General features: G+C 47.5%; 20 protein-coding genes. 3 read left to right on the forward strand and 17 right to left on the reverse strand.

Features of this window, described 5'->3' with window-relative positions:
* Positions 1 to 212 precede the first annotated feature (212 nt).
* The 6 genes from gpmI to NXG62_RS05210 form a co-directional block, all read right to left on the reverse strand.
* Positions 213 to 1,742: a 2,3-bisphosphoglycerate-independent phosphoglycerate mutase gene (gene gpmI / locus NXG62_RS05185; RefSeq protein ID WP_427113890.1), complete on the reverse strand. Its 1,530-nt coding sequence runs from the start codon at positions 1,740 to 1,742 to the stop codon at positions 213 to 215.
* A 17-nt stretch (positions 1,743 to 1,759) separates the two neighbouring features.
* Complete coding sequence (gap, locus tag NXG62_RS05190) at positions 1,760 to 2,797, reverse strand: type I glyceraldehyde-3-phosphate dehydrogenase (RefSeq protein ID WP_427113891.1); 1,038 nt, start codon at positions 2,795 to 2,797, stop codon at positions 1,760 to 1,762.
* Positions 2,798 to 3,005: 208 nt separating this feature from the next.
* Entirely contained in the window at positions 3,006 to 4,091 is a 1,086-nt protein-coding gene (gap, locus tag NXG62_RS05195; RefSeq protein WP_427113892.1) for a type I glyceraldehyde-3-phosphate dehydrogenase, read from the reverse strand.
* A 154-nt stretch (positions 4,092 to 4,245) separates the two neighbouring features.
* Positions 4,246 to 5,001: a YdcF family protein gene (locus NXG62_RS05200; protein ID WP_427113893.1), complete on the reverse strand. Its 756-nt coding sequence runs from the start codon at positions 4,999 to 5,001 to the stop codon at positions 4,246 to 4,248.
* A 14-nt stretch (positions 5,002 to 5,015) separates the two neighbouring features.
* Positions 5,016 to 5,609 carry a hypothetical protein gene (locus NXG62_RS05205; RefSeq protein ID WP_427113894.1) on the reverse strand — a complete coding sequence of 198 codons (594 nt, stop codon included), beginning with the start codon at positions 5,607 to 5,609 and terminating at the stop codon, positions 5,016 to 5,018.
* A 147-nt stretch (positions 5,610 to 5,756) separates the two neighbouring features.
* Positions 5,757 to 6,755 carry a nucleoid-associated protein gene (locus NXG62_RS05210; protein ID WP_427113895.1) on the reverse strand — a complete coding sequence of 333 codons (999 nt, stop codon included), beginning with the start codon at positions 6,753 to 6,755 and terminating at the stop codon, positions 5,757 to 5,759.
* A 169-nt stretch (positions 6,756 to 6,924) separates the two neighbouring features.
* Here NXG62_RS05210 and NXG62_RS05215 point away from each other — a divergent pair, with 169 nt between their 5' ends.
* On the forward strand, positions 6,925 to 9,543 hold the full coding sequence (locus NXG62_RS05215) for a 3'-5' exonuclease (RefSeq protein ID WP_427113896.1): 2,619 nt from the start codon (positions 6,925 to 6,927) through the stop codon (positions 9,541 to 9,543).
* A 15-nt stretch (positions 9,544 to 9,558) separates the two neighbouring features.
* On the opposite strand, the gene NXG62_RS05220 is transcribed toward NXG62_RS05215, so the two are convergent.
* The 5 genes from NXG62_RS05220 to NXG62_RS05240 form a co-directional block, all read right to left on the reverse strand.
* Positions 9,559 to 11,493: a DnaB-like helicase C-terminal domain-containing protein gene (locus NXG62_RS05220; protein ID WP_427113897.1), complete on the reverse strand. Its 1,935-nt coding sequence runs from the start codon at positions 11,491 to 11,493 to the stop codon at positions 9,559 to 9,561.
* A gap of 210 nt (positions 11,494 to 11,703) precedes the next feature.
* Positions 11,704 to 13,047 carry a 4Fe-4S binding protein gene (locus NXG62_RS05225; protein WP_427113898.1) on the reverse strand — a complete coding sequence of 448 codons (1,344 nt, stop codon included), beginning with the start codon at positions 13,045 to 13,047 and terminating at the stop codon, positions 11,704 to 11,706.
* Between the two features lie 4 nt (positions 13,048 to 13,051).
* Positions 13,052 to 13,429, reverse strand: a complete 378-nt coding sequence (locus NXG62_RS05230; RefSeq protein WP_427113899.1) for a hypothetical protein — start codon at positions 13,427 to 13,429, stop codon at positions 13,052 to 13,054.
* A 49-nt stretch (positions 13,430 to 13,478) separates the two neighbouring features.
* Positions 13,479 to 13,784, reverse strand: coding sequence for a ferredoxin family protein (locus NXG62_RS05235; RefSeq protein WP_427113900.1), 306 nt, complete (start codon positions 13,782 to 13,784; stop codon positions 13,479 to 13,481).
* Entirely contained in the window at positions 13,781 to 15,067 is a 1,287-nt protein-coding gene (locus NXG62_RS05240; protein ID WP_427113902.1) for an FAD-dependent oxidoreductase, read from the reverse strand. The genes NXG62_RS05235 and NXG62_RS05240 overlap by 4 nt, the downstream gene beginning before the upstream one ends.
* A gap of 278 nt (positions 15,068 to 15,345) precedes the next feature.
* Here NXG62_RS05240 and NXG62_RS05245 point away from each other — a divergent pair, with 278 nt between their 5' ends.
* Both NXG62_RS05245 and NXG62_RS05250 read left to right on the forward strand, forming a co-directional pair.
* Positions 15,346 to 16,521 carry a pyridoxal phosphate-dependent aminotransferase gene (locus tag NXG62_RS05245; RefSeq protein WP_427113904.1) on the forward strand — a complete coding sequence of 392 codons (1,176 nt, stop codon included), beginning with the start codon at positions 15,346 to 15,348 and terminating at the stop codon, positions 16,519 to 16,521.
* A gap of 113 nt (positions 16,522 to 16,634) precedes the next feature.
* Entirely contained in the window at positions 16,635 to 17,492 is an 858-nt protein-coding gene (locus NXG62_RS05250) for a transporter substrate-binding domain-containing protein (protein WP_427113905.1), read from the forward strand.
* Positions 17,493 to 17,678: 186 nt separating this feature from the next.
* Here the strand turns inward: NXG62_RS05250 and NXG62_RS05255 are convergent, their stop codons facing one another.
* The 6 genes from NXG62_RS05255 to NXG62_RS05280 all read right to left on the reverse strand — a co-directional run bounded on the left by NXG62_RS05255 (position 17,679) and on the right by NXG62_RS05280 (position 24,970).
* The gene (locus tag NXG62_RS05255; protein ID WP_427113906.1) at positions 17,679 to 18,767 is read right to left on the reverse strand and encodes an iron-containing alcohol dehydrogenase family protein; all 1,089 of its coding nucleotides are present in this window, start codon (positions 18,765 to 18,767) and stop codon (positions 17,679 to 17,681) included.
* Positions 18,768 to 18,884: 117 nt separating this feature from the next.
* Entirely contained in the window at positions 18,885 to 20,213 is a 1,329-nt protein-coding gene (locus NXG62_RS05260) for an aminotransferase class III-fold pyridoxal phosphate-dependent enzyme (RefSeq protein ID WP_427113907.1), read from the reverse strand.
* Between the two features lie 181 nt (positions 20,214 to 20,394).
* On the reverse strand, positions 20,395 to 21,531 hold the full coding sequence (locus tag NXG62_RS05265) for a PucR family transcriptional regulator (RefSeq protein ID WP_427113909.1): 1,137 nt from the start codon (positions 21,529 to 21,531) through the stop codon (positions 20,395 to 20,397).
* Between the two features lie 73 nt (positions 21,532 to 21,604).
* Positions 21,605 to 22,789, reverse strand: coding sequence for a transporter substrate-binding domain-containing protein (locus NXG62_RS05270; protein WP_427113910.1), 1,185 nt, complete (start codon positions 22,787 to 22,789; stop codon positions 21,605 to 21,607).
* 55 nt (positions 22,790 to 22,844) lie between these two features.
* A complete protein-coding gene (locus tag NXG62_RS05275; protein ID WP_427113911.1) occupies positions 22,845 to 23,723 on the reverse strand; it encodes a carbon-nitrogen hydrolase family protein in 879 nt (292 codons plus the stop codon).
* A gap of 17 nt (positions 23,724 to 23,740) precedes the next feature.
* Entirely contained in the window at positions 23,741 to 24,970 is a 1,230-nt protein-coding gene (locus NXG62_RS05280) for a Zn-dependent hydrolase (protein ID WP_427113912.1), read from the reverse strand.
* Between the last annotated feature and the right edge of the window lie 2 nt (positions 24,971 to 24,972).

A 24,972-nucleotide genomic window follows, 5' to 3' on the forward strand; every position in this document is an offset into this window, starting at 1 on the left:
TAATAAAACGTTACAAGATCATATCAAATAACGCTTTTATATTTTCTACCTATACAATATACGTATTTGCATTTTAAATACTTTTTTCTATAACACAATTGCAAATATTACAGGATTACCATTTCTTATTTTTTTAAATAGCAAAAAACAGGAACTGTCTACACACCGGCCCATTGTCCGCATGCAGGCAATTCCTGTTTTTTCAGGTTCTTTTATGTTGTGATCAATAAATTTTTACCGGTCATTTCCTCCGGTTGTTCCATCCCCGTCAGATGCAGCAAGGTCGGTGCTACGTCTGCCAGAATTCCATTTTCCAGTGTATCCGATTGATGCTGCCCGCTCACGAGAATACATGGCACGGGGTTTGTCGTATGTGCCGTATAGGGAGATCCACTTTCCGGATCAATCATTTTTTCAGCGTTGCCGTGATCCGCAATGATCAGTATTTGTCCCCCTATGGGAAGCATGGCGTCGACAATGCGTCCCACGCAGGCATCCACTGTTTCCACGGCTTTGACTGCAGCGGCAAATATACCTGTATGGCCTACCATATCGACATTGGCAAAGTTAAGTATGATCACATCATAGGTGCCTGTTTCAATAGCCGCGATAACCTTGTCGGTAACAACAGAAGCATTCATTTCCGGCTGCAGATCATACGTTGCCACCTTGGGAGAGGGTACCAGAATACGATCTTCTCCCGGAAAAGGTGTTTCTACGCCACCATTGAAAAAGTATGTCACATGCGCATATTTTTCAGTTTCTGCAATACGCAGTTGTTTTTTTCCGGCCGTACTCAGCACCTCTCCCAAGGTGTGTATAAGCTCTTCTTTTTCGTATATGACGTGCGCCGGAAGTCCTTCTTCATAAGAGGTCATAGTCGCATAATATACTGCCAGCTTTTTAGGACGGGAAAATCCTTGAAAATCTACTGCCGTGAAGGCTTCACTCAACTGCCGCGCACGATCGGGACGAAAATTGAAAAATATTATACTGTCGCCCTCTTCAACCGGATGGGTATGAAGGACTGTCGGAACAACAAATTCATCCGATATCCCCGCAGCATAGGATTGCTGCAGTAGTGTCTGCGCATCAGGTGCCTTTGGACCTTCACCCAAAGCCACTGCGGCATACGCTTTTTCTACCCGTTCCCAGCGCTTATCGCGGTCCATCGCATAATATCGGCCGCTGACCGTAGCGATTTCACCGACCCCTATGTCTTTGCATTTTTTTTCAAGCTCTGCCAGATAGGCGCCAGCACTGCGCGGCAACACATCCCGTCCATCCAGAAACGCATGAATATAGACCTGGGAAATACCATACCGTTTTGCCATTTCCAGCAGCGCATATACATGGGCCTGACTGCTATGCACGCCGCCCGGCGAAACCAATCCCATGATATGCAATGCTTTATGATTGCAAACAGCCTGCCGCATCGCTTCTACAAGGACAGGCTTTTGAAAAAACGCACCTTCTTTTATATCCTTCGTAATGCGTGTCAATTCCTGATACACCACGCGCCCGGCACCAATATTCAAATGACCGACCTCGGAATTGCCGATCTGCCCCGCCGGCAGGCCTACGGCCTCACCGGAAGCCTCCAGTTGTGCATGCGGATACGTCCGTATGAGTCGGGGCAGTACCTGCAGCTTCGCTTGGGCTACTGCATTTCCCTCCTGAATACGGCTGCAGCCAAAGCCATCCATAATAAGCAACATAATCGGTTTTTTTGCTGATGTCATTCGTTCATTCTCCTTTGTTACTCGTGATGAGTGCTATTATATCGATCCATGATCTCGATCAGATTCACGACCTGATTGGCATATCCCACTTCATTATCATACCAGGCTACCACTTTGACAAAATGGTCATTCAATGCCAGCCCGGCGGTCGCATCGAACACAGACGTCGTCGTCATGCCCAAAAAATCAGAGGATACGACTTCCTCTTCCGTATACCCTAAAATGCCCTTCAGCGCTCCCGACTCGGAAGCTCGTTTCATGGCCTCGCAGATTTTTTCATACGGTGCCGGATTTTCCAGCACGACCGTCAAATCTACGACGGAAACATCCAATGTCGGCACCCGCATGGACATGCCGGTCAATTTTCCGTCCAATTCGGGAATGACCTTGCCCACAGCTTTTGCCGCACCGGTTGCCGCCGGAATAATGTTGCCGAACGCAGCACGGCCGGAGCGCCAATCCTTAGCCGAAGCGCCGTCTACCGGATTCTGGGTAGCTGTAATGGAATGGACAGTCGTCATGAGACCTTCTTTGATGCCGAAATTATCGTACAAGACTTTGGCCACCGGCGCTAATCCATTCGTCGTGCAGGACGCATTGGAAACGATCTGCTGGCCATGATATCGGTCCGTATTCACGCCGCAGACAAACATATCTGCCTGCCGTCCGTCTTCCCCTTTTTTAGACGGTGCCGACATAATGACATACTTGGCACCCGACTTCAGATGCTTTTCCGCTTTGTCCATTTTCAGGAAAAGTCCCGTCGATTCTACGATATACTCTGCACCGACAGCACCCCAATCGATCTTTTCCGGTTCTTTTTCCTGCGTGACCCGAATCACGCTGCCGTTGACGATAAGGCAATGATTGGCAACATCTGTTTCCACCGTACCGTTAAAGGGACCGTGCATCGTATCATATTTCAACAAATATTCCATATAGTCTACATCCATCAAATCATTGATAGCGACAACCTCAATGCTTTTACGCATCAACGCCATACGCAGTACAAAACGGCCAATACGTCCAAACCCGTTAATACCCACTCTGATCATGTCAAGCCACCTCTTTCTGCCGTAAATACATCTTTATAAAACATTTCGATTGTTTCTTACTATGTATTATGGCACATTAAGAGAAATAATACAATTTTATCCATAGCGGCCGTATCAAACGAACAGCCTGTACAGGAAAGAGCGCGCCGTGTTGTCAAAAAAGCAAAAAGCGGCAAAGTCTCCCTCGCCGCCTCGACTCACTCTTATATTATACAACTGCTTTTTCCGCATCTTTTTTTGTATCAAAGCTGCCCGCTACACAATCATGATGTTTGACATGATAACGTTCCATTTTGGAAATAAGGTCCAATACTTTGTTGGAATAGCCTATTTCATTGTCGTACCAGGAAATAACCTTGACAAACGTATCCGTCAGCGCAATCCCGGCGGAAGCATCAAAAATAGAAGTCAGCGTCGTTCCCAGAAAATCAGAAGAAACAACGGCTTCATCCGTATATCCGAGAACTCCTTTTAATTCACCTTCCGAAGCCTTTTTCATTGCCTGGCATATTTCTTCATAGGAAGCCGGTTTTGCCAAGTTGACAGTCAAATCGACAACAGATACATCCAACGTAGGAACCCGCATAGACATGCCGGTCAATTTCCCGTCCAATTCGGGAATGACCTTGCCTACTGCTTTTGCCGCCCCTGTCGAAGAAGGAATGATGTTGCCGGCAGCAGCCCGTCCGCCTCTCCAATCCTTCATAGACGGACCATCTACAGTCTTTTGCGTAGCCGTTGTAGAATGGACGGTTGTCATCAAACCGTCTGCAATTCCAAAGGCATCATTCAATACTTTCGCAATAGGAGCCAGGCAATTTGTAGTACAGGAGGCATTGGATACGATACGCTGTCCTTTATAGGAATCCGTATTCACGCCGCAGACGAACATATCCGCCTGCCGTCCATCCTTGCCCTGTTTGGAAGGTGCCGACAATACTACATACTTAGCCCCGGCCTGCAAATGCTTTTCCGCCAAATCCATGGTAAGGAATCGACCGGTAGACTCCACAACATAGTCCGCTCCGACTTCGTCCCATTTAAGATTAGCCGGATCCATTTCCGCCGTTACGCGAATCGCCTTGCCGTTAACGATTAACCGACTGTTTTTCATATCCGCTTCAACAGTACCTTCAAAACGGCCATGCATGGTATCATATTTGAGCATATAAGCCATGTAATCGACAGGACACAAGTCATTGATACCTACAATTTCAATATCATCACGAGATTGTGCTGCACGGAAAACAAAACGACCAATACGGCCAAACCCGTTAATACCTACTTTAATCATATCGTACACTCCTTTGAAAAATAAATGAACAACATGGAATTTTTAATTTCATCGTTCTTACAATGTCATTATGCCACTCCGGGTAATTTAATGCAATCCCATGGACGAATAATGTCCCAATAAATAAATAGAAAACCCGATAAAAAAACAGGCCTTATTGCAGACCTGTTTTTGCGGCAGCGATGCCCACATATTCTTTTATAGCTAAACACGAAGTATACAACGCAAACGAATTCGGAATAACGGAAAATGCCGACCAATGATACGGCTCATCCGTATAATAATCGCAAGGATACGGTGTAATGTCCATCCCCTCCCGTTTAAAAAACACAACAGACCGCGGCATATGAAACGCACTGGTTATCACAACAGGATGCTTCCACCCCTGTTCAATGCATATTTCTTTGGAAAACCGGGCATTTTCCGCTGTGTTGCGGCTCTGATTATCCAGAAAGATTTTATCCTCCGCCACCCCCAGAGAAAGAAGCATGCGCTTATCGATTTCCGCTTCGTCGGCATCATAGGAAAAAACCGCGCCGCCCGAAAGCAATATGGGCAGATCCAGTGTACGCTGCAGCCGCACTGCCGTCAAAAACCGATTAGCCGCCGCCGAGCCTACCTGCCCAATCCCGTCAAAATCAGGAACGCCGGCGCGTGTCCCGCCGCCCAGAAGGATAATCACATCTCCCTGTACTGCCTGCGGCGGCACGTAACTGTTTTCCAAAGGCTTCATGATCATATGGGAAACGGGCTGCACCGATAAAGCATACAACAATACGGTGATCACCAGCAACGGTTTTCGTCCCGGTGAGCGGCGCCAATATAAATATATCGTCAAAAACACCAAAGCCGCTGCAATGCACCCGATAGGCAGCAACCAGGCATATACCCATTTAATCAAAAAAAGCATGTCCTACTCCTATATCAATACTCATGCCGTACGGTATATTCAAATTCACGGTTCACCGTAAGGTTTTGTCCTTTTTGTATCGTAACCCGGCGCAAAGAATACTCATTGCCGTCAAGAACAAAGGCGTTGAAATAATCCCAATTCCGGATATATTGCAGTACGTCCTTCTCCGGATAGGCATAATACGCTCTGGCTTTGGCAGACACTATAAACAACATGTATTCCCCAGCCGGAACGCCGTTGATTTCATAATATCCGGCATTATCTGCCGCTGTAAAAAAAATATTCGTTCCTTCCGGCGGCAGATTGGAACTATACCACAGCCGTTCCCGGACATCAGTAATGCTGTTCTTGTTAAAGGTGACGGGAATCAGTTCTACTTTAGCGCCCACGTCTCCCCGGGGTTTGGCATACTCTTTGTCCCGCAAAGCATTGAGATTCAGTCCGCCCTGCGAAAGTCCATCATGTCCCCGCTCTCTGATAAACTTGCTGTACTTCCAGGTAACAACGCCCCGAACGCCGCCGGTGTCAGAAGCAGCCGCTGAAACATACACCGCCCCGCAAACCAATACAATGAAAAGAATCCATACCCGCATCATTCGCTTCATCTTACGATCACCCTTTTCTATGCTGTATACAATAACAATACGCCGCAAATTTCACTTGTCATCTATAGTATATCGTATATTTTACCACAACACCAGTACAAAAAAAAACGACAGATTACTGAAAAAAATCCGCCGTTTTGCTGTATATTATGTATTCGTGATTTTGCCGATATTTTTGATTTCGATGGAAATAGTCCCATTAGGATTATTGACAAATTCGATATATTCCTGATTTTCAAAATAAGCCGCCGGAAATATAACTTCGATTCCTGTATCCGTCTTGATTTTATGATTTTTTCCGGTCTTGACGGCAACCTGCTTTTCTACCTTCACATCAGCCGGCAGTTTTTCCTCTGCCACCTGGGTTTCAAACGCATGCTGCATCTCGCGGGAATCGGAAAATACTTCTTTTCCCAATGCTACCGGAGAAAATCCATCAGATACGGCTGCGTTCTCCATAATATAACTTTTCGCCTTGGAAAGTGCTACCGCTGAATTAGCCCCATATTCCTTTGCCACCTTGCCGACCGTCTGATTGACTTTTTTAATAGCATCTTTAGCCGAGATCTGCGTCGTACACTGCAATACGCGGTCTGCCAGAACAAACACCTCTTGCCCGTCTATGATCCGCTTCTTATCAAACAAGCGGATCGACAAATCATCACACCGGATGACCGCATAAGACTCTATCTTCTGCGTCACATTTGGCAAAATAGCAAAATGGCGGATAAGCTGATTGGATATTCTGCCTTCCGTCCGGTTCACTTCATGCGTATATGCCGTCTTATGCCCTAACAGCAATATCGCCACATACGGGATATCATTATCCGTATAATCAACAACCGCCAAATCAACAGATGCCGTCTCCTCGCTCCCGGCCAGTCCTTCATACAGTGTATTTGCCACATCCGCCGTAAAAGGAATAAACTCCACTTGTCCGCTTATATACTGTTGCAGGCGCAGCTTACACGGACTGGACTCATAAAAAATTCCCGTTTGGCTGCCGGCATCGTTCTGTACCCGTTCTATGTGTTTCTCTAAAAATATATCTATCTCTCCACGGGAAAAATCCAGTTCCTCCTGTGACAAAATGCACATGCCTGAATTAAAATCCAAAATATGGAGAATTCCTTTCCGAATCATCATAATAAAAATCACCTCTGCCTAAGGCAGTATACCACCGAAAACCGCTGTCATGCAAGAAAAAAAATGTGCTGCATTTACCGCAGCACCACCCTGCACGCCCGGAGGCAAGTATGGTATGATAGATATAGGCAAACCCTGTCCATACGAACCGAAAAGGAAGTGTTATACTATGCTTGATCTGTCTCAATTAAACCCTGCCCAGCGCCAAGTAGTAGAAGAATGGGACCGCAACATCCTGCTCATCGCCTCTGCCGGTACGGGAAAAACCAATACCCTGGCCTATCGGGTTGCTTACGGCATCGAATCGGGACGTGCCAAGCCGGAAGAAATCCTGTGTCTTACCTTCACCAATAAAGCCTGCCGTGAAATGCGGGAACGCATTATATCCCGTGTCCGCGAAAACGGCACCCGCGTCGTAGTACGCACCTTCCATAGTTTCTGCTCCGACATCGTCCGCTCGGAAGCAAAACGGCACTCCGATCTGTATGCGGACTATATGATCTTTGATGAAGAGGACTGCAAAGAAATCATCTCCTCCCTATATCCGGATTATGCCGTGCATGCCCTGCAAAGCTTCATCGATCTCGTTAAGGAAAGCCGGCCCGCCTATGGCTATTACTCGGAAGATGCCGCCCATGACTATCAACAGACCATTGCCCGCCTGTATACAGAAAAGGAAGCACGCCTGCGTGAAATATGCGGCAATTCCCGGCATGTCTTGGACGAAGAGCTGTACAACGTATTGAAAATATCCGGCGAAACCGTTGTCATGACCTATAATGCGGCCCTCCGTGATGCCCATGGTCTTGATTTCAACGATCTCCTCATTACCACCTATGAATGCTTCAAAAATGAAACGATCCGCACGACTTGGCAGAACCGCTTCACGTATATCAACATTGATGAGGTCCAGGACACAAGCGAGTTGGAATATCATATTCTCTCTTCGATTTTCGGACACAATAGGATCCTTCTTTGCGGCGACTATTTTCAGACCGTATATGAATGGCGCGGTTCTCATCCCAAAGCCATACTCGCCAGTTTTAAAGCAAACTATGACCCGCGCTGCATCCGGTTTAACGAAAACTATCGTTCCACCCGGACACTTTTGCACGCTGCCGCAGACTGCCTGAAAAATTTATTCGGTCCCGAAACGGTCACCGCCATGTATGCCAAGGATCCGGAGACACCTCCAGAACAAGAAGCAGGAAGCCGGATCACAATCAAATCCTGTCGCAATATCACGGAGGAAGCCCGCTGGATCTATCGCCGCATACAGGAAATCCGCCATCTCTCTGGAGATCCCGCCATATTGTCTAAAATCTGTATCCTCACACGCACCAATCGGTACAATATACAACTCAGCCAGCAATTGGATTTCCTGAACCGGCAGCCTGCGGACACCGCACCCCTGGACTTTATGCTCGTCGATGAATTCAAATTCTTCCGCCGCCAAGAAATAAAAGACGTCTTGGCTTTTGCCAAAGTAAGCATCAATCCCCATGATACAATCAGCATGACGCGCATCATAAAGCGCTTTGCCCCGGGCATCGGCAGCGCCGCACTCCGGGCCATCTCCTCCGAAACCTATAAAAAAGCCGGTATTCGCCTTACGGATTACCTGGATTCCTCTACGCAGAACCGGAAAGATGCTTTTGCACTGCTGGAACAAGAATTGGAAAAAGAAAACATCGTTGTCTTTGACGTAGAATCTACGGGTGTCGATACCTTAACCGACGAAATCATTCAAATAGCCGCTATCCGTCTTGACAAAACAGGAAACATAAAAGAAAAATTCATGCACTTGCTCAAGTTAAAAGATAAACCAACCGTCGGTGATTCCGTGCGGATCCACCATTTTACCGATGAACAGCTGCAGCAGCAGGGAGAAGAACCGGAAACCGTATTGACCGCTTTTCTTTCTTTTATACAGGGAGCCGTACTCGTAGGACACAACGTTTCCTATGATATCCATATCCTCAAAAGCTACCTGGGCCGGCTGCACATGGCGCAGCCACAGTACCTTTCCTATTACGATACGCTGGATATATTCCGCCGTTTCTATCCCAATTTGAAAAACCACACATTGGAATACTTAGGCTCGTATTTCCACGTGACCCACCGCTCGTCCCATGATGCTGCCGACGATATTATGGCAACCGCGGAGCTTCTATGGTATGCCGTATCTCATGATATTCACCCGACGGCGGCAGTACGCCAGGCCTATACGGAAAAATACCTGGAAAAATTCAAGCCGGCAGCCGCAGTTCTGCAGAAGCTGCGGGAAAAAGCAGCGGTCCTGCGGCCCTGTGATTTCCTCTTTGAAATCATTAAAACCAGCGGCATAGTCGCCTATTACGAAAAAAGAGGAGAAGAAAGCCGGGTAGAAAATTTGCGGTCCCTCTACCGCAAGGCCAAAGAACTGGACACTCTCGGTCAAACACCCCATGATGCCTTGCTCAGTTTGCTTACCTACACGGCGTTATCCAATACGGAGCTGGATATGCTGCTCGCTAAAAAGCCCAAAATACCGATCATCACCATCCATCAAGCCAAAGGCAGCGAATTCGACTATGTCTTCCTTGCCGGTATGCAGCAAGGTACCTTTCCGACATGGTTCGCCTTAAAAACCAACGACCTGGATGAAGAAAAACGGCTCTTTTACGTAGCCGTAACGCGGGCCAAGAAAAAACTATGTATCACCTGGTGCCAGCAAAACCGCAACACAGAATATGTACAAAGTCAGTTTTTAAACACCCTGCCCAGCCTCTATACCGACTACGAATGATCCAGACGCCGGCACTTATTCCTCAAAACAGTTATACATCGTGTGATATCGGTAAGACAACGTATCACCGGCTTTTCCATAGCGGTTTTTCAATATGACCAGTTCAATGCTGCGGATCGGATGTGCGCTCTCTATATCGCTATAGGTCTCTCCGGCCAGCTGCATGCTGATGAGCACATCACTGGAATGTTCGATGGCCCCGAGTTCCTTCATCTCGCCGGGAGAGGCATACGCATAGGTACCGCCGTCCACACTATCTACACCGGAAACGGCAACCACAGGGACTTTAAAATCCCGACTGATCCGTTTCAATTCCAATACGGCCTTATTCGTATTCTGCCGATCATTCATCCGTTCATCATACGGCGACAGCCGATGAATATAATCAATGATCACCACCGGTCGGCGGCCGGTAAAACGAATATGCTTGTCCACCATTTTCCGGATATCCGTAACCCCGATATCTCCCAAGTCTTCACTGATATACACATGACCGGCATATGTTTTATACGTCTCAATCGCTTCATTGATCAAATCTATCTCTTCTTGATCATAGGAGGTATACCGGCGGCCGGTACTGATAGCCCGCGCCGTCTTGGCCAGTTTGACCTCCGCCGACTGCTGCATGGCCTTTTCAAAAGTAATACGGGAAATACTCTTGGCCATTAATGCGGACCGCCCGGTTTCCAGAGAAAAGAAAACAACATCGGTGCCGCCCTTTTCGGCAGTACCTCCCTTGCCCGCCGCAATTTGATCGGCCATCTGCAGCACAAACGTCGTCTTTCCCAGCGAACCGGCGGCACTGACAATATACAGTCCTTCATACAAGCCGCCATCCAACACGGCATCCAACTTGGCAAACCCCGTAGGGATAACGGAAGCATGGACGCTGGTATTGATACCGCGGATGAAAGCCGGAATATGATTCAACATGCTATTCTGTAAATACCCTTCCTTGTCGACCTCCCAAGCGGGTTCTTCGATACTTTCATTTTCCATCACAACCGTCCGGAAACCATCCCGTGCCTCTACCAAGGCCTCACTGGCATCCTTATACGGTCCTGTTAAATTGACACAGTAAAAGGGGATATCCATCTGCTTCAAGGCGATCTGTAGTTCTCGGGACGCGGACCGACCCTGGGAATCATTATCCATGGCAATAAGCAGCGGATGCTTGGGACGGCAGGTCTTTAACAATTCGATAAACTTATTGATATTAGATGTCGTGCCCAAGGCCACGGCATCTCCGCCGACCTCCATAACGCTCAGTGCATCGAGTTCGCCCTCCACGACGAATACAGGCTGCTGGGCATTTTTAATGGCAATGGCATTATAAATCGAATTCGGCCCTGTCTTGCGGTACCGCTCATTCGACGCCGTATCTGTATTACGGGCGATAAATCCCGATTTATTTTTAGGGATAATGACAGCTTTCCAAACCTTGCCGCCTGTCCCGCGAGTATAATTGGGATCATAGCCGAGCCCGGCCCACTGAATAATCTCATCACTTAACCCCCGCTGATGCAGATAGTTTATTTCCCCTATACGCTTGGCACACGCCTTGAAATACTCCGTATAATCTACAGCGCCGCGGCGCCGCATCATAGCCTCACGCCGTTCCCGCAGTCCCTCATAGAGAGGCCATGCTTCGGGAACAGTTTGTTCATCTTCATCCACTACCACGTCAAAAAGCTCGCAAGCCCGCCGAAAAACAGCCTCCCTGTCGGATATATCCTCCAACACGCGAATCACATCAAAAATATCATAATCTACACCGCAGCCAAAACAATGTACTCTGTTCCGCTTTTCATTAAACCGCATAGACTGAATTTCTTTTTCCGCATGAAGTGGATTCAAACACGGAAACGAATCACTTGTACTGATTCCGCGATTTTCCAAATACCGTCCCAACTGTCCGCGAATAAACTCCACTGCCGTATCCCGCTTCATAAAAAACCTCCCATGTATGCTGTATGCAAGAACGCTGATCCCTTCCCTGCATGTCTCTTCGGAATCGAATTGCCAGATATCCGTTCCACCCGGCGGCAAACCAAAACAGCTGCCTTTTTTTCGATTATACATGTATTATTATATCGCGCAATCGCCAAACACACCACATAAAAAACGGGAATATATGGTATCAAAAATAAAATATCTATCCTACATGCGATGAACCATAGGCAGCGTAAATAAATAGGCATTCGCCATCGTTAATACTACAATCAAAATACCGATAGGCAGCGTAATCCGCAGAATATCTGCCGCAGTATAATGAGACTTGGAAATTTTATAGGCTGTATACATAGACCCAAGCATTCCCAGCAGCAACAACACATATTGCAAGATATGAATCGTTCCCATACTTACGACAGCGGCCGAGGAGGAAGACACCGATATGCCCAAAGCAGCCATACCGGTACTAAAAATAGATTTTCCTTCTGCCAGTAAATGGAACAGATTATGAGCCATGTGAGCAGAAAAATCCAGTGGTATCAACGAATAGCCAAACCGTGAAAAATTCATATGTACAGACTCTCCGTCTTTTTTCGCTGCTCCCCAGCTGCCGAAATACAGCAAAGCTACGGGAATCGCCATGGCAATCAAGAATATGACCGTGAACGTGATGGCATATTCTTGCGTGCCCAACAGGTGTTCCAGCCATGTCTGCGCTTCCTGCCAAATAGCTACCATCGTTATATTTTGTACAAATACAATGCCCATAATGACAACGGCTAAAAAGGACTCTTCAAAGCGAGGTCTTTGAATGAACCAAAGTTCTTTAGTCGGCAATCGAAAAGATATATGCGGAGAATCATAGGGGCAATTTTTCAGACAATTCCCGCATAAATTACAACGGGCATTCGTATCCATTGTTTTAGGAAATTCAAACATAGGACATCCGGAAGCTTTCCGTCCTCCTTTATAACAGGCCGCTACAGTACATGATCGACACTTTTCGGGAGTTCCCCGTAATTCCACCATGCCTGCCCGGGAATAGTTCCCGGCTAATCCTCCTAAAAAACATACATAACGGCACCACGTCCGACGTTCAAAAAAAGCTCCCGCCGTAATCGCTCCCAATGCAATCAGCACCATCATAAATCCCGATCCTCGCGGGGATTCCACAATACCAAAAACATGATCGCCCCAGGTAATCATGATGAAAAATACATCAATAAACCATATGCCGTATTTTTTTAAAAACCGAGGAACGGGCCTATTATTTCCCACTATTTTCTGAACCCAGTCACTGATAGTCGCAAACGGACAAATAGCACACCAAAACCGCCCCATGCATAAAAACAACAAAGGAAGTACCGGCCACCATAAGACCCATGTCAAGGCTGTCCCAAAGTTTTTATGCGCATTCATCGGTCCAAAAAACAACTCATAGGTAATAAAAATAAATACCGCTAACACAGGAAATTGAAATATCCCGGGATACCATTTGCTCTTTACTATTGATTTTAACATTGTATCAGTGTGTACCATTGGCCATTTCATTAGGCTACCTCCGTTTTCTTATTCCCATGTATTTCAATATCCCAGCAATACCGATAACCAGAACGGAAAGACCTGCAAACACAGACAAAATACTAAATGACGTATCCTGCGTCTGCGTTTCATGCGTTTCACGATCATGTCCGCTCATATCATGTTCATCCATGTCGTCCTTGTTCATATCATGTCCGCTCATGTCGTCCTTGCTCATATCATGTCCGCTCATGTCGTCCTTGTTCATATCATGTCTGCTCATGTCGTCCTGTGTCATGCTGACAACCAACGGTTTCTCGGAAAAATTTGCCGCTAATGCAGGCATAGAAAACATAAGAAATGCGGTTACACTACACATTACTTTTTTAAGTCTCGTACCATCGGATATCATATAGTCCCTCCTCGGTTCATTATCCAGCTGCCGCTTTTTCTTCCCTCTATTAACCATATCGGTATTGAACTCCGGAAGTCCGTTTGGGATAACTCCATTGAATGATTCCCTGTTTTCCCATGACAGCACATACAAAACGACACGTCCCGCATTCCAAACAGCCTAAATGATCAAAATGAAGACTCCCGTCCTGCAAATCCTGCGTATATAAATGTGCGGGACAACTGGTTAAACAAGGCCGGCTCGTACATGCTGCACAGCGGCGGCTATCAACAACAATATGTGGATGTTTTTCATCTGTATGAAACCGGTCACAGGCCAATAGATCTTCTATAGATGTATATTTAGTAGTCATAATGAACGCAATACCTCCCACGAATCTAATGCTAAATGTTTAATGCCAATGGATTTTTTCGCTATCTTCCAGGCTTCTTTGATTGACTCTGCCGGAACCATGCTGCTGTCTACAGAAAAAACGGCATGCATCATATCATTGGCAGCTGTTGGATACTCTTTAAATAATCTGGGATTTTTCAACAACTTCGGATACCGTTTATATCGTTCCATTACCGGTATAATCGTTTCATTCGTATATTTCATATACATTTCATTGATTTCTCTGGCTGAAGAGGCTGTAAGAATCGCCTTTGCAGCGTTTATTCCGCTCCAGACAGCCAGATCCATGCCTCGTATCGTCGTCCCCATATTAATAACAAAGCCGGCAGCATCTCCGATGACCAGCAAGCCTTCACGACACAACGTCCGAGGTACACTCATCAGACCGGCTTCATTTACTAAATGCGCGGAATATTCTACTGTTTTCCCTTGTTGAATCAACGGAAAAACAGCATCCCGTGTTTTAAACTCCTGCAGCAGCTCATATATAGTCTTTTCCTGTCCGGCAAGCTCCTGCGGATCAACGACAATCCCCAACGAAATACTGGAACGATTTGTATAAATAAATCCGCCTCCACTTAATCCCTGTGTCACGCCTAAAAACAGATGAGCAGCTCCTTCTCCTTGTCGTAACGAGAATCTCTCATTTATTTTTTCTTCAGATAATTGAATTATTTCCTTCACACCCAGTCCCACCGAGTCCGTATCCAAATCATTTTTCAAGCCGGCTTGTTGCGCTATAAAACTGTGAATACCATCAGCCGCAATCACGGTATCTGCTAAAATTTCTTCTCCTGAAATTTGTACGCCCGCGATCCTGCCATCTTGTTCTACCAATTGCTCCACCTGCACGCCAGTAAGGATCATCCCGCCCAGTTCTTCGATTTTATCTGCCAGCCATGCATCAAAAACACTTCGTAAAATAGAATACGATTGAAAATCTTCCTCTGTTGCATGGACATCCGTATATTCCACCATGGTTGTTCCCGTCGTGCTCATAATAGACATCCGTTCTTTGACAATCAATCGTTCTAAAGGTGCTTGCGCTACTGCGGAAGTTCCCAGTAATTGTTTTAAGGAATGTATATAAATTCTCCCTCCTGTCATATTCTTACTGCCGCACGTCTCTCCGCGCTCCATAAGAATAACGGACTTTCCTTCCTTTGCCAGCATATAGGCTGCCGATAATCCTGCTATACCGCCGCCAATAATAATAACATCTGCTGCCGTATCCTGTGTCATCGATTCCACCCTCCCTCAATTTTGATTCTCATTGCAGATCTAACTATATACTGTCATTGTGAAAAAATTGTGAAGAACCATTGAATAACCGATGAATGTTACTTATCTTTTTCTCCTGCAAACCTTGTCGCTATAGATATACTTATACGTAACATCTGTTGACACTGTACAAAAGTCCCTTTATAATAGAAAAATAAAATGTATAAATTTATAGGCAAAGACGCTGTGATATAATGGAATCATAGCGTTTTTTTGTATGTTGAGGGGGAAAACTGTACATGAAAAAATTATCGTCATTGCTCGATCATATGCCGCCAAAGGGAATCGGTATCGTCACGGAAAAAGCAAAAAAAATGGAACAGGAAGGTGCCGGTGACATGATCTACATGACCAGCGGCCGGCCTGATTTCGATACACCGAGCTATATCAAAGAAGCCTGTATACAAAGTCTGCGCAGCGGCAACACGTCGTATACGCCGACGCAAGGTCAGTTGAATCTTCGCACCGCTATCGCCGATAAACTCGCCGAGGATTACCAGCTGTCCTATACAGCCGATGAAGTCGTCGTAACCTCCGGTTTATCCGAAGCCGTGTATGACGTACTGAACGCACTGGTCGAAGAAGGCGACGAAGTCTTGCTGCCCGATCCGTGCTGGCCTTCTTACAACGGTATCTGTCATATGCTGAAAGCCGGCATCGTAGAATACAGCTTGCAGGCCAGCAATGATTTTCAGCTTTCGACAAAAGAATTGGAACAGCGCATAACAGCAAAAACAAAGGCGCTGGTCCTGATTACTCCGCATAATCCGACAGGCACGGTCCTCACCAGGGAAACCTTGGAAAAAATCGCTGCCCTTGCCCAAAAGTATGACTTTTATGTTATTGCCGATGAAATATATAACCGCATTCTATATGACGATCTGGAAGTTCCCAGCATCGCAGCCCTGCCGGGCATGAAAGAACGGACGCTTACCTTGAACGGCTTTTCCAAGATATATTCCATGACCGGCTGGCGTGTCGGCTATGTGGCCAGCTCGCCGTCTCTCATTAAAGCCGTAACCGCCATACACGGCTATGGCTCCAGCTGCCTTCCCGGTTTTATTCAAGATGCCTGCGTTACGGCACTGCAGGAAGAAGACGAATCCATTGCACATATGCAGGCAGAATACAAAAAACGACGGGATTATGTATTTCAAGCCATTAATGAAATAGACGGACTCTCTTGTCCCAAACCCACAGGCGCTTTTTATGCCTGGATAGATATACACGCACTTCATATGAGTGCCCAGGAAGCCTCCGACTTTTTCATGACAAAAGCACATGTAGCCTTAGTCCCTGGCACTGTCTTCGGCTCCGTTTGCGGAAATACCTATCTGCGTATGTCCTATGCGACCCGTTTAGATGTCATCAAAGAAGCCTGCCGGCGGATGAAAGCCGCCGTAGACGCACGGTAGACACATATTTTATATAACACAGCAAGAGCAACGACGCTTTGTATCTGAGGGGAAATCAAAGCGCCGTTGTTTTTATATGCAAAAAAATTTATAAGAACTATATGCAGGGGGGAATGATGATGAAACGGAACAAGGCAATGATTATCGGAACACTATGCGCCGCCATGTTTGGCATGATAGCTGCCGGCTGCGGTAATGATGCCGGCAGCGGCAATGCAAAAACAGGAGAAAAAAGCAAGCAAATAGACGGTGTACAGCGCATCAAAGACCGCGGCGTAGTCAAGGTCGGCATCGGCGATACGGTAAAAGGCTTCGGCTTCAAAGAAACAGACGGGACCATCACCGGTCTGGATGCCGACATGGCCAGAGCCATTGCCAAAGATATTTTAGGCGACCCCAGCAAAGTAGAATTTACGACGGTCGTGGCAAAAGCCCGCGGCCCTATTCTGGATAGTGATGAAGTCGACTTTGTCATCGCTACCTATACCATCAACGACGAACGCAAAAAATCCTGGGATTTTTCCGATGTATACTATCGGGACCCCGTCGGCTTCCTGGTCCTTAAATCCAGCGGCATCACCTCTGCCAAACAGCTCGACGGCCAGACGATCGCCGTACAGCAAGGAGCTACCAGTCGTCAGGCCGATCAGGAATACGCCAAAAAAGCCAACATCAAACTGAAATTCACAGAATTCCCAACGAATACGGAAAGCCTGTCGGCCATGAGCTCCGGACGCGCCGCGGCCTACAGCACGGACTCTTCCATCCTGAACAGTATGAAAACACCGGACATGATGATCCTGCCAGAAAAATTTGCACCGCAGGACTATGGCATTGCCGTACGCAAAGACAACAATGCCCTGCTGCAGGAACTAAATAAAGTTATTCAGCAGATGAAGACTTCGGGAGAACTCGAATCCCTGATAAAGAAAAATGATTTGGTAGATTTCCACGGAGAAGGGGAAGAGTAATTTCTTCACTCTATAGAATCCCCTACGCAAAAACAGCCGGGAATCGTTGTATCTATACGCCAATAGATACAACGATTCCCGGCTGTCTGCCATGTACATATATAAGGAAATATATAAAGGAAATATATAAAAAATCCCCGTAAACCAGCGAACTGCAACAGTATCGCAGAGACCTCCTCCTTGCAATCAGCCTAATGTACCGTAAATATGAGCGACCAGTTCCGCCGTTACATCATAGGAGGTATGCTGCACGGCTTTAGTCGGCATCGTCAATTTTGTAAATTGGTCGATTTCTTCTTGGGTAAGTAGCACCGTATCGGGCATCAGTTTTTTCATGAGCGCCGTGAATTCCGCCAGTCCGTTCACGTCCAACAGTTCCCAAACCGTATCGGTTTTATCCGGCATCGTTTCGCTCATGTATTTCATATACTGGGGAAATAGTATCCCATTGGCCCGGCCATGTGTCAGCCCTTTATAATAGGTCAGCGGATAGCCCATGCCATGGATCAAGGTCGTGCCGGTCTGGGCAATGACGATACCTGCCAGCGTCGAGCCGTACATCAGGTCCTCCCGGGCATCATAGGTCAGCGGTCCGCCCAATGCCGGCAGCTGGGAACCCAGAAAACGCATCGCTTCTTCCGCCCATACATCGCTGACCGGCGTCGCCGTGCGGGCCATATACCCTTCCACTGCATGCGATACGGCGTCGATAGCCGTATCCACGGTAACCGACTCTGAAACGCCCAGGGTAAACGCCGGATCTGCGAAGGACAGTGTCGGGAAAATAAGCGGATCTGCTACGGATTGTTTAGTCCCTGCGTGCGGATTCGTGAGTATCGCCGCTTTGGTCACCTCGCTTCCCGTTCCGGCGGTCGTCGGGACGGCAACAATAGGCAGCGCCTTGTTGTAGGGCCCGGTAAAAAGCTGTGTGTCGTCCAACTCGTTAGTACATAATAAGGCGATGACTTTCCCGGCATCCATCGGCGAGCCGCCGCCGATAGCCACCACAAACTCCACCTGTTCCGCTCTGCCTACGGCGGCAGCGCGGCGCACCGTTTCAATGGACGGATTGCTTTCCACTTCATCAAATAGGACCCAGGAAATATGCAGTGCCTCCAGTACGTCGACGACCGCCTGTTGTGACCCATTCACTTTGGCAGAATGACGTCCCGTCACCAAGAGTGCTTTCTTACCGAGCCGGGCCAGCGCCGCCCCGGACTGGGCAATACAATCTCTGCCAAAAAATAATGTTGTCGGCATTTCATACATAAACATATGACCATCTCCATGCAGTAATTCATATATAGAAAATTTCCAAAAAGAGATATCTAACTGCGCAGATACCTCTTTTTAGGATGCTTGGTGTATATTTCAGAAACGATCCGATCGCACTTACAAGGCGATCATCCCATCGACTTCACCTAATACGTCGTCCATGATCGCCATGGCTTCCCGCAGCTGTTCCTCCGTAATAATGAGCGGCGGTGCCACCATAATAATATTTTCATGAGAATAGGTGAAAAACCCTCTGGCAAGAAGCTTTTTAATGATGGCGGGCATGACGCCGTCCGGATCTTTTCCGTACGGTACCAATGCTTCCTTGGTCGTTTTATCTTTGACCAGTTCGATCGCCGACCACAAGCCGATATACCGGACATCGCCGACACAGGCATGCTTTTTCTTCAATTCTTCTTCTATTTCTCCCAGCACGGCCCCGACTTCGTTTACGTGTTCCAGAATATGAGCCGTATCATAATAATTCAAGCAGGCGATACCCGCAGCACAAGCCAGCGGATGGCCGCTGTACGTCAAGCCGCAGGATAACACATGATCATCAAAAAAGGCCGCAATCTTTTTAGATACCGCTACGCCGCCCAATTGCACATAGCCGCAGGTAATTCCCTTGGCAAAAGATACGATATCCGGCTTGACATCGAAATTTTCGAAGGCAAACATTTTTCCCGTCCGGCACCAACCGCCCATGACTTCATCGCAAATCATCATGATACCGTAATCATCACAAATCTTGCGCACGCCTGGCAGATATCCCTTCGGCGGGATAATGATGCCGTTAGAACCGGTTACCGTTTCCATCACGATAGCCGCAATGCTATCCGGCCCTTCATACTGTACCTGTTCCCGTAATTTAGTGATATAAAAGCGTGTGGCTTCTTCTTCACTGGCAAAAGAAATAGCTTCCCGATACACATAGGGATCAAAGAATTTCACAAATCCCGGAATGCCCGGTTCCAAGGCATATCGCCGCGGTTCGCCCGTAATATTGCCGGCCCCGAAGGAGGATCCGTGATAACTGCGGTACCGACTCATGATCTTATGCCGTCCCGTATACATTCTGGCAATTTTAATGGCATTCTCGTTGGCATCGGCGCCGCCGTTCGTAAAAAACACCTTTCCCATCGTATCCGGCATGCGGTCAATGACCATCTTAGCCAACTTGGCTCTCGGTTCTAACGCAAACGCCGGTGATAAAAAACAAAAGAGATCGGCTTGTTTCTTAATGGCTTCTATGATATCCCGATTGCCATGTCCCACATTGGAGTTGACCAATTCTGACGACATATCCATGTATCGTTTGCCGTCACTGTCCCACAAATAGATGCCTTCCGCCTTAGTAATAACCATGGGATGTAAAGAACCTTGCTTCGCCCACGAATGCAGATTATATTGCAAATCCATTTCTTTGATTTCCTGTCCGGTCATATCCCCGTCACCCCTTAAATATAATGAAATACATAAAATAAAAAAACAACGGAACTATCTTGCGCGACAGCACCATTGCTTTTTTCTGTACTTTCAGTATAGCCGTTGTACCGAGGCAATACAATTAGTCAATTCCTCGACTTTATTGTGCACATGCACTATGCACAAATACCGCGGGATTCTACTTCTGATCGGCAATATCCCGGATTTTAAATGCCATGAGAATCGCTAATTTATTCTCCTCCACCGCAATGTCCATTCCAATAATGCTGCCGATCTTATTGAGTTTATACATAATGGTATTCCGGTGTACATATTCATGTGCCGCCGTTTCTTTTACATTACAGTCGTGCATCAAATAGTAATACAACGTATCGGTTAAATTGGCATTGTGCATAGCATCGTGTGTCTCCAGCGCTCCCAATACTTCATTATAATAATCCTGCAGAAGGGCCGGGTTGTTCCCTTCGAGCAGGAGCTTGTAGATTCCCAATTCTTCATAGAAAAAGATATGCTTGCCTTTCTTGCATGCCAGATGCACGATCGTATGTGCCTGCACATAGCTGCAGGAAAGTTCCGTAATATGAGTAACCGCCGCACCGATGCTGATACAGACTTTTTTCACCCGGCTGGTCAGATAGGCATACAGTTCCTCCGTAACCCGCCGTTCCGCTTCATACGACGGCTCCGCCAATACGACAACCAGATCATCATGATACGAAAACACGATAACATGGTTGTTCCACATTTTCAGCAAAGCCATAATGGCATCCTGATCATACTCCCGCGACTTCGACCAGATAATGGCTGCCCGAAACCGTCCCACCGCGCTGAAACCTTGATTTTCCAAAGATAAGCAGATGGATTTTCCCTGTTCCGGCATAATTAGGATCTGCTGCAACAAGTTCAAAATACTCAGCCGCTGTTTTTCGTCATTAATAATAAACCGGCATAAATACCGGGTAATATCAACAAGATGAACATCCCAAGGCAGCACGAATAAAGGAAACGCATGCTCATCACAATAACGCACCGCCTCCTGCGGCACTTTTTTGATATACGGTCCTATATTGAAAACGACACCGGCCCCGCCATGGAGGTGCAGCTGCCGGACAAAATCAACCAGCCAGGCTTCTCCCTTATTCATAACCCCTGTCGTAAATACCAGTTCGCCGCCGTGAAGGAAAAAAGCCGAATCGGGACTTTCCAGCATATGTATCCATTCGACAGGATGATCTACCCCGGTTTTGCCGCCTATGAGCTCCATGCGATAAAGATGCGAGCTCTTTTCATATAAATACTCAATGGAAACTCCCATACGTACCTCCTATATACGGAAAGAGCCCTCGATAACTACACACGGCATCGAAGGCTCTGTTTCCTGTCACTATTTATTCCGCTATCGGTTTTACGAGTCCATCCGACTGATAGACAATATCAAACGCGAGATTGTCATTTACTTTGCCGATATAACTGTTAAGCCAAGCATGATGATTGGTATCATCCATTTTTATTTTCCCTGCGGGCGTATCGATTTCCAGTCCTGCCGCCGCCTTGATGATATCAGCCGCACTCTTGGAATCAGCCTTGGCGATCGCCGCCGCCAGCATATACACACCATGGTACGCCCCTTCGGCCTGATTGGTTACGGTCGTATCGGTGCCGAATTTCTCCTGATACTTCTTGATAAAGTCTGTATTAGCCGGTGTATCGATCGTATTGAAATAATCAAAGGACGAATAGGTCCCGATCGCCGCTGCACCGATTCCCTTCAAAGTCGCTTCGCTGGTAGAAATGGAGCAGATAGGCACCTTCTTGGGATCCATGCCGTACTGGCTGTATTGCTTGTAGAACGGAACTGCCGCATTGCCGGCCACCACCGAAAAGACCACATCCGGTTTAGCTTCCTTGATCTTATTGATCATCGAAGAAAAGTCCGTCTGCGTCGTCGGTACGTATTCTTCTCCTACAACAACACCGCCGTTATCCTGAACCAGCTTCTTGGCAATGGCAATGCTCTTCTTGGGAAATTCATAATCCGTACCCGCAAAGAATACCCGTTTTCCGAGATTCTTCATCATCCAAGGTACGAAGGCATCGATCTGCTGACTCGGCACGCTGTTGGTATACAGCACATTAGGCGATGGCTTTTCCCCTTCATAATACGTATTGTACACCAACAGCGAATCATTCTGTTCTACTGTCGGAATAACCGCCAGCCGCGTCGCCGACGAATTGGTCCCGACGATCGCGCAAACGCCGTCTTTCAGGATGAGTTCCTGGGCCTTCTGTGCTGCCATCGTCGGATCCGAACCGTAATCCATATAGATTGCATCTATCTTTTTGCCGTTTATGCCGCCTTTTGCGTTAATTTCGTCGATCGCCATTTTAGCAGCGTTCTGCATCGGTGTTTCATTAATGGAAAAGGCCCCCGTCGTCGAGTACAGCACTCCGATTTTCACACTGTCCCCCAGTCCCTTTTCCGCGGTTTTCGTCTCTCCGCCGCACCCGCTCAATGCCGTAATGCACACCATCGCCGACATTCCCAATACCAACAGTTTTTTTAACTTTTTCATATACTGTTCCCCCTATACATATATTCCCTATCTATCGTCTATCGGATACCCGATGTTATTTTCCAGCCAGTTCCGCATACATAGCAGCATAACAAGCCGGCCGGAAATCGGCTTCTTTTCTTCCCTCCTTCGGTACATACAAACTCCGGGACGCCAAGGTCAAATCGATGACGGCGCTGTACATTTCCGATTCCGGAGCCGCCGGATCATCAAACGTCCGTCCGGCATAATAATGGACCTCGCCATACGTCCGTGACGGGCCCATGATGCTGCTGCCACCCAGAAAATCAGTAACCAGATCCACCCCGCCTAAATTAGCCGTAGCAATATACACATCTTCGCGCAATACAGACGCCTCCAGCGTAGTTCTGGCACGATTCGGATTGCGTGATTTGGCAAACGCCGTCGCATTGATATACAAGCGGCACCCCTTTGCCGCATAATATCGTATTAACTCCGGAAAACTGTATGCGTCATAGCAAATACTGCACCCAATAGGTCCCCAAGGCGTAGGCAGCAGCAGCGGTTTGTCGCCGTGTGCCGCCCAATTGGGTTCCTGCAGGGGCAGATGCATTTTTTTATACGAAACGATCGTCCCCTCCGGCGAACAAGCCGCCAGAGAATTATACACCCGGCCCTCATACATCTCGGGCATGCCGAACAAAACATAGATACCATGAGCTTTCGCCGCCTGTGCCACCGCCTCCGATGCCGGACCGGGAATCGTCTCGGCCAGCCGTGTCTGCATTTTCAAAGCGGCCGGTACCTGTCCTTCATCGTCATACCCGGTCAAGCTCATTTCAGGAAACACGATCAAATCGCTTCCCTGTCGTGCCGCATGCTCTATATATCCCAGCATGCGCTGCAGATTTTCTTCTTTCTTTCCCCATTGTGCCTGAAACGTCACAACGGATATGCCTATAATATCTAACATGGATATCATTCCTTTCCCTATACGGTTACGACGGTATCAGCCAGCCGCAAAAAAGCGCGGATCGCCTGTTTTAAAACAGGCAGCGGTGTATCTTCTTCCTTGCAGTGGGACAAGCCGTTATGGGACATGGCAAACATCATAACAGAGGGTACGACCTTGGAAATTTCGACGGCATCGTGAAGAGGTCCGGAATACATCGTCGCAGCCTCGCCCGTTTCAGCTTCTACAGCCTGTTGACACAATGCCGTTAAGGACGCATCAAATACTGTCGGCGGCGTATACCATATTTCTTCAAAGGAAACAGTGACGCCATTGTCTGCAGCTGCTTGTTCCGCTGCCTGCTTCGCTTCCGCCGCCATGATATCCAAGGTCGCACCCTCAATGGAACGCTGATCCAAAGAAATAATGCAGCGTCCCGGAAAAATAGTAACCACGTCCGGTTCTACCGCCACCTTGCCGACGGTGCAATACCCTTCATGCCGTATTCCTATCTCGCGGAAGGCCAGCGATGCCTGAGCGGCAGCTAAAAACGCATCGTGCCGCATAGCAATCGGGGAACCGGAATGGGACTGTTGTCCGGTAAAGGTAAGGTACTGGCGGTAACACCCTGTCACACCGTATACACAGGCCACGGACTTATGCGCCTGTTCCAGCACCGGTGCCTGTTCAATATGCAGTTCCAAATACGCCGTAATCGGCTTTTCCAAAAATTCCGTTCTTGCCTTGCTGAAATCTTCTGCCCGCAGTCCGTAACGCTGTAAAGCTTCCTGGAATCGTATTCCCTCATTATCCATAAGATTTTTTGCTTTTTCGGCAGTAAACATACCACTGACCGCTGCCGATCCCATGCAGCTTTGACTGAACCGGGCGCCTTCTTCATCTGCCCAGCAGACGATATAAATCGTCTTTTCAGGCTTTACTCCATGTATTCCATACCGCTTGCCGATTCCCATCCCGGCAACAACACCCAGCGCACCGTCCAACCAGCCGCCGTCCGGAACACTATCCAGATGGCTGCCGATGACGACCGCCTCCTCCGTCTCTCCGGCAAACTTCGCCCACACGTTATGCGCCGAATCCACGGTAATTTCTGCTCCTTCGGCTATCATTTTTTCCTTGAACCATGTTTCCGCTGTATCCCACACCGGCGTCCAAGCTACACGCTGTGCTCCTTTTTCATCGGACGTCAGGGCCGCCAGTTCCTGCAGATCGGCAATAACGCCTGCCGCCGTATGTTCTATATCCATGC

The sequence above is a fragment of the Megasphaera sueciensis genome (assembly GCF_050219315.1).
GTDB lineage: Bacteria > Bacillota > Negativicutes > Veillonellales > Megasphaeraceae > Megasphaera_A > Megasphaera_A sueciensis.

Coding starts and splice junctions, on each gene's coding strand:
- NXG62_RS05275 (WP_427113911.1), bottom strand. CDS start 23,723: ATGTTAGATATTATAGGCATATCCGTTGTGACGTTTCAGGCACAATGG.
- gap (WP_427113892.1), bottom strand. CDS start 4,091: ATGATTAAAGTAGGTATTAACGGGTTTGGCCGTATTGGTCGTTTTGTT.
- gap (WP_427113891.1), bottom strand. CDS start 2,797: ATGATCAGAGTGGGTATTAACGGGTTTGGACGTATTGGCCGTTTTGTA.
- NXG62_RS05205 (WP_427113894.1), bottom strand. CDS start 5,609: ATGAAGCGAATGATGCGGGTATGGATTCTTTTCATTGTATTGGTTTGC.
- NXG62_RS05240 (WP_427113902.1), bottom strand. CDS start 15,067: ATGACACAGGATACGGCAGCAGATGTTATTATTATTGGCGGCGGTATA.
- NXG62_RS05230 (WP_427113899.1), bottom strand. CDS start 13,429: ATGATATCCGATGGTACGAGACTTAAAAAAGTAATGTGTAGTGTAACC.
- NXG62_RS05270 (WP_427113910.1), bottom strand. CDS start 22,789: ATGAAAAAGTTAAAAAAACTGTTGGTATTGGGAATGTCGGCGATGGTG.
- NXG62_RS05220 (WP_427113897.1), bottom strand. CDS start 11,493: ATGAAGCGGGATACGGCAGTGGAGTTTATTCGCGGACAGTTGGGACGG.
- NXG62_RS05250 (WP_427113905.1), top strand. CDS start 16,635: ATGATGATGAAACGGAACAAGGCAATGATTATCGGAACACTATGCGCC.
- NXG62_RS05280 (WP_427113912.1), bottom strand. CDS start 24,970: ATGGATATAGAACATACGGCGGCAGGCGTTATTGCCGATCTGCAGGAA.
- NXG62_RS05215 (WP_427113896.1), top strand. CDS start 6,925: ATGCTTGATCTGTCTCAATTAAACCCTGCCCAGCGCCAAGTAGTAGAA.
- NXG62_RS05255 (WP_427113906.1), bottom strand. CDS start 18,767: ATGTTTATGTATGAAATGCCGACAACATTATTTTTTGGCAGAGATTGT.
- NXG62_RS05235 (WP_427113900.1), bottom strand. CDS start 13,784: ATGACTACTAAATATACATCTATAGAAGATCTATTGGCCTGTGACCGG.
- NXG62_RS05225 (WP_427113898.1), bottom strand. CDS start 13,047: ATGAAATGGCCAATGGTACACACTGATACAATGTTAAAATCAATAGTA.
- NXG62_RS05265 (WP_427113909.1), bottom strand. CDS start 21,531: ATGGGAGTTTCCATTGAGTATTTATATGAAAAGAGCTCGCATCTTTAT.
- NXG62_RS05260 (WP_427113907.1), bottom strand. CDS start 20,213: ATGACCGGACAGGAAATCAAAGAAATGGATTTGCAATATAATCTGCAT.
- NXG62_RS05200 (WP_427113893.1), bottom strand. CDS start 5,001: ATGCTTTTTTTGATTAAATGGGTATATGCCTGGTTGCTGCCTATCGGG.
- NXG62_RS05210 (WP_427113895.1), bottom strand. CDS start 6,755: ATGATGATTCGGAAAGGAATTCTCCATATTTTGGATTTTAATTCAGGC.
- NXG62_RS05245 (WP_427113904.1), top strand. CDS start 15,346: ATGAAAAAATTATCGTCATTGCTCGATCATATGCCGCCAAAGGGAATC.
- gpmI (WP_427113890.1), bottom strand. CDS start 1,742: ATGACATCAGCAAAAAAACCGATTATGTTGCTTATTATGGATGGCTTT.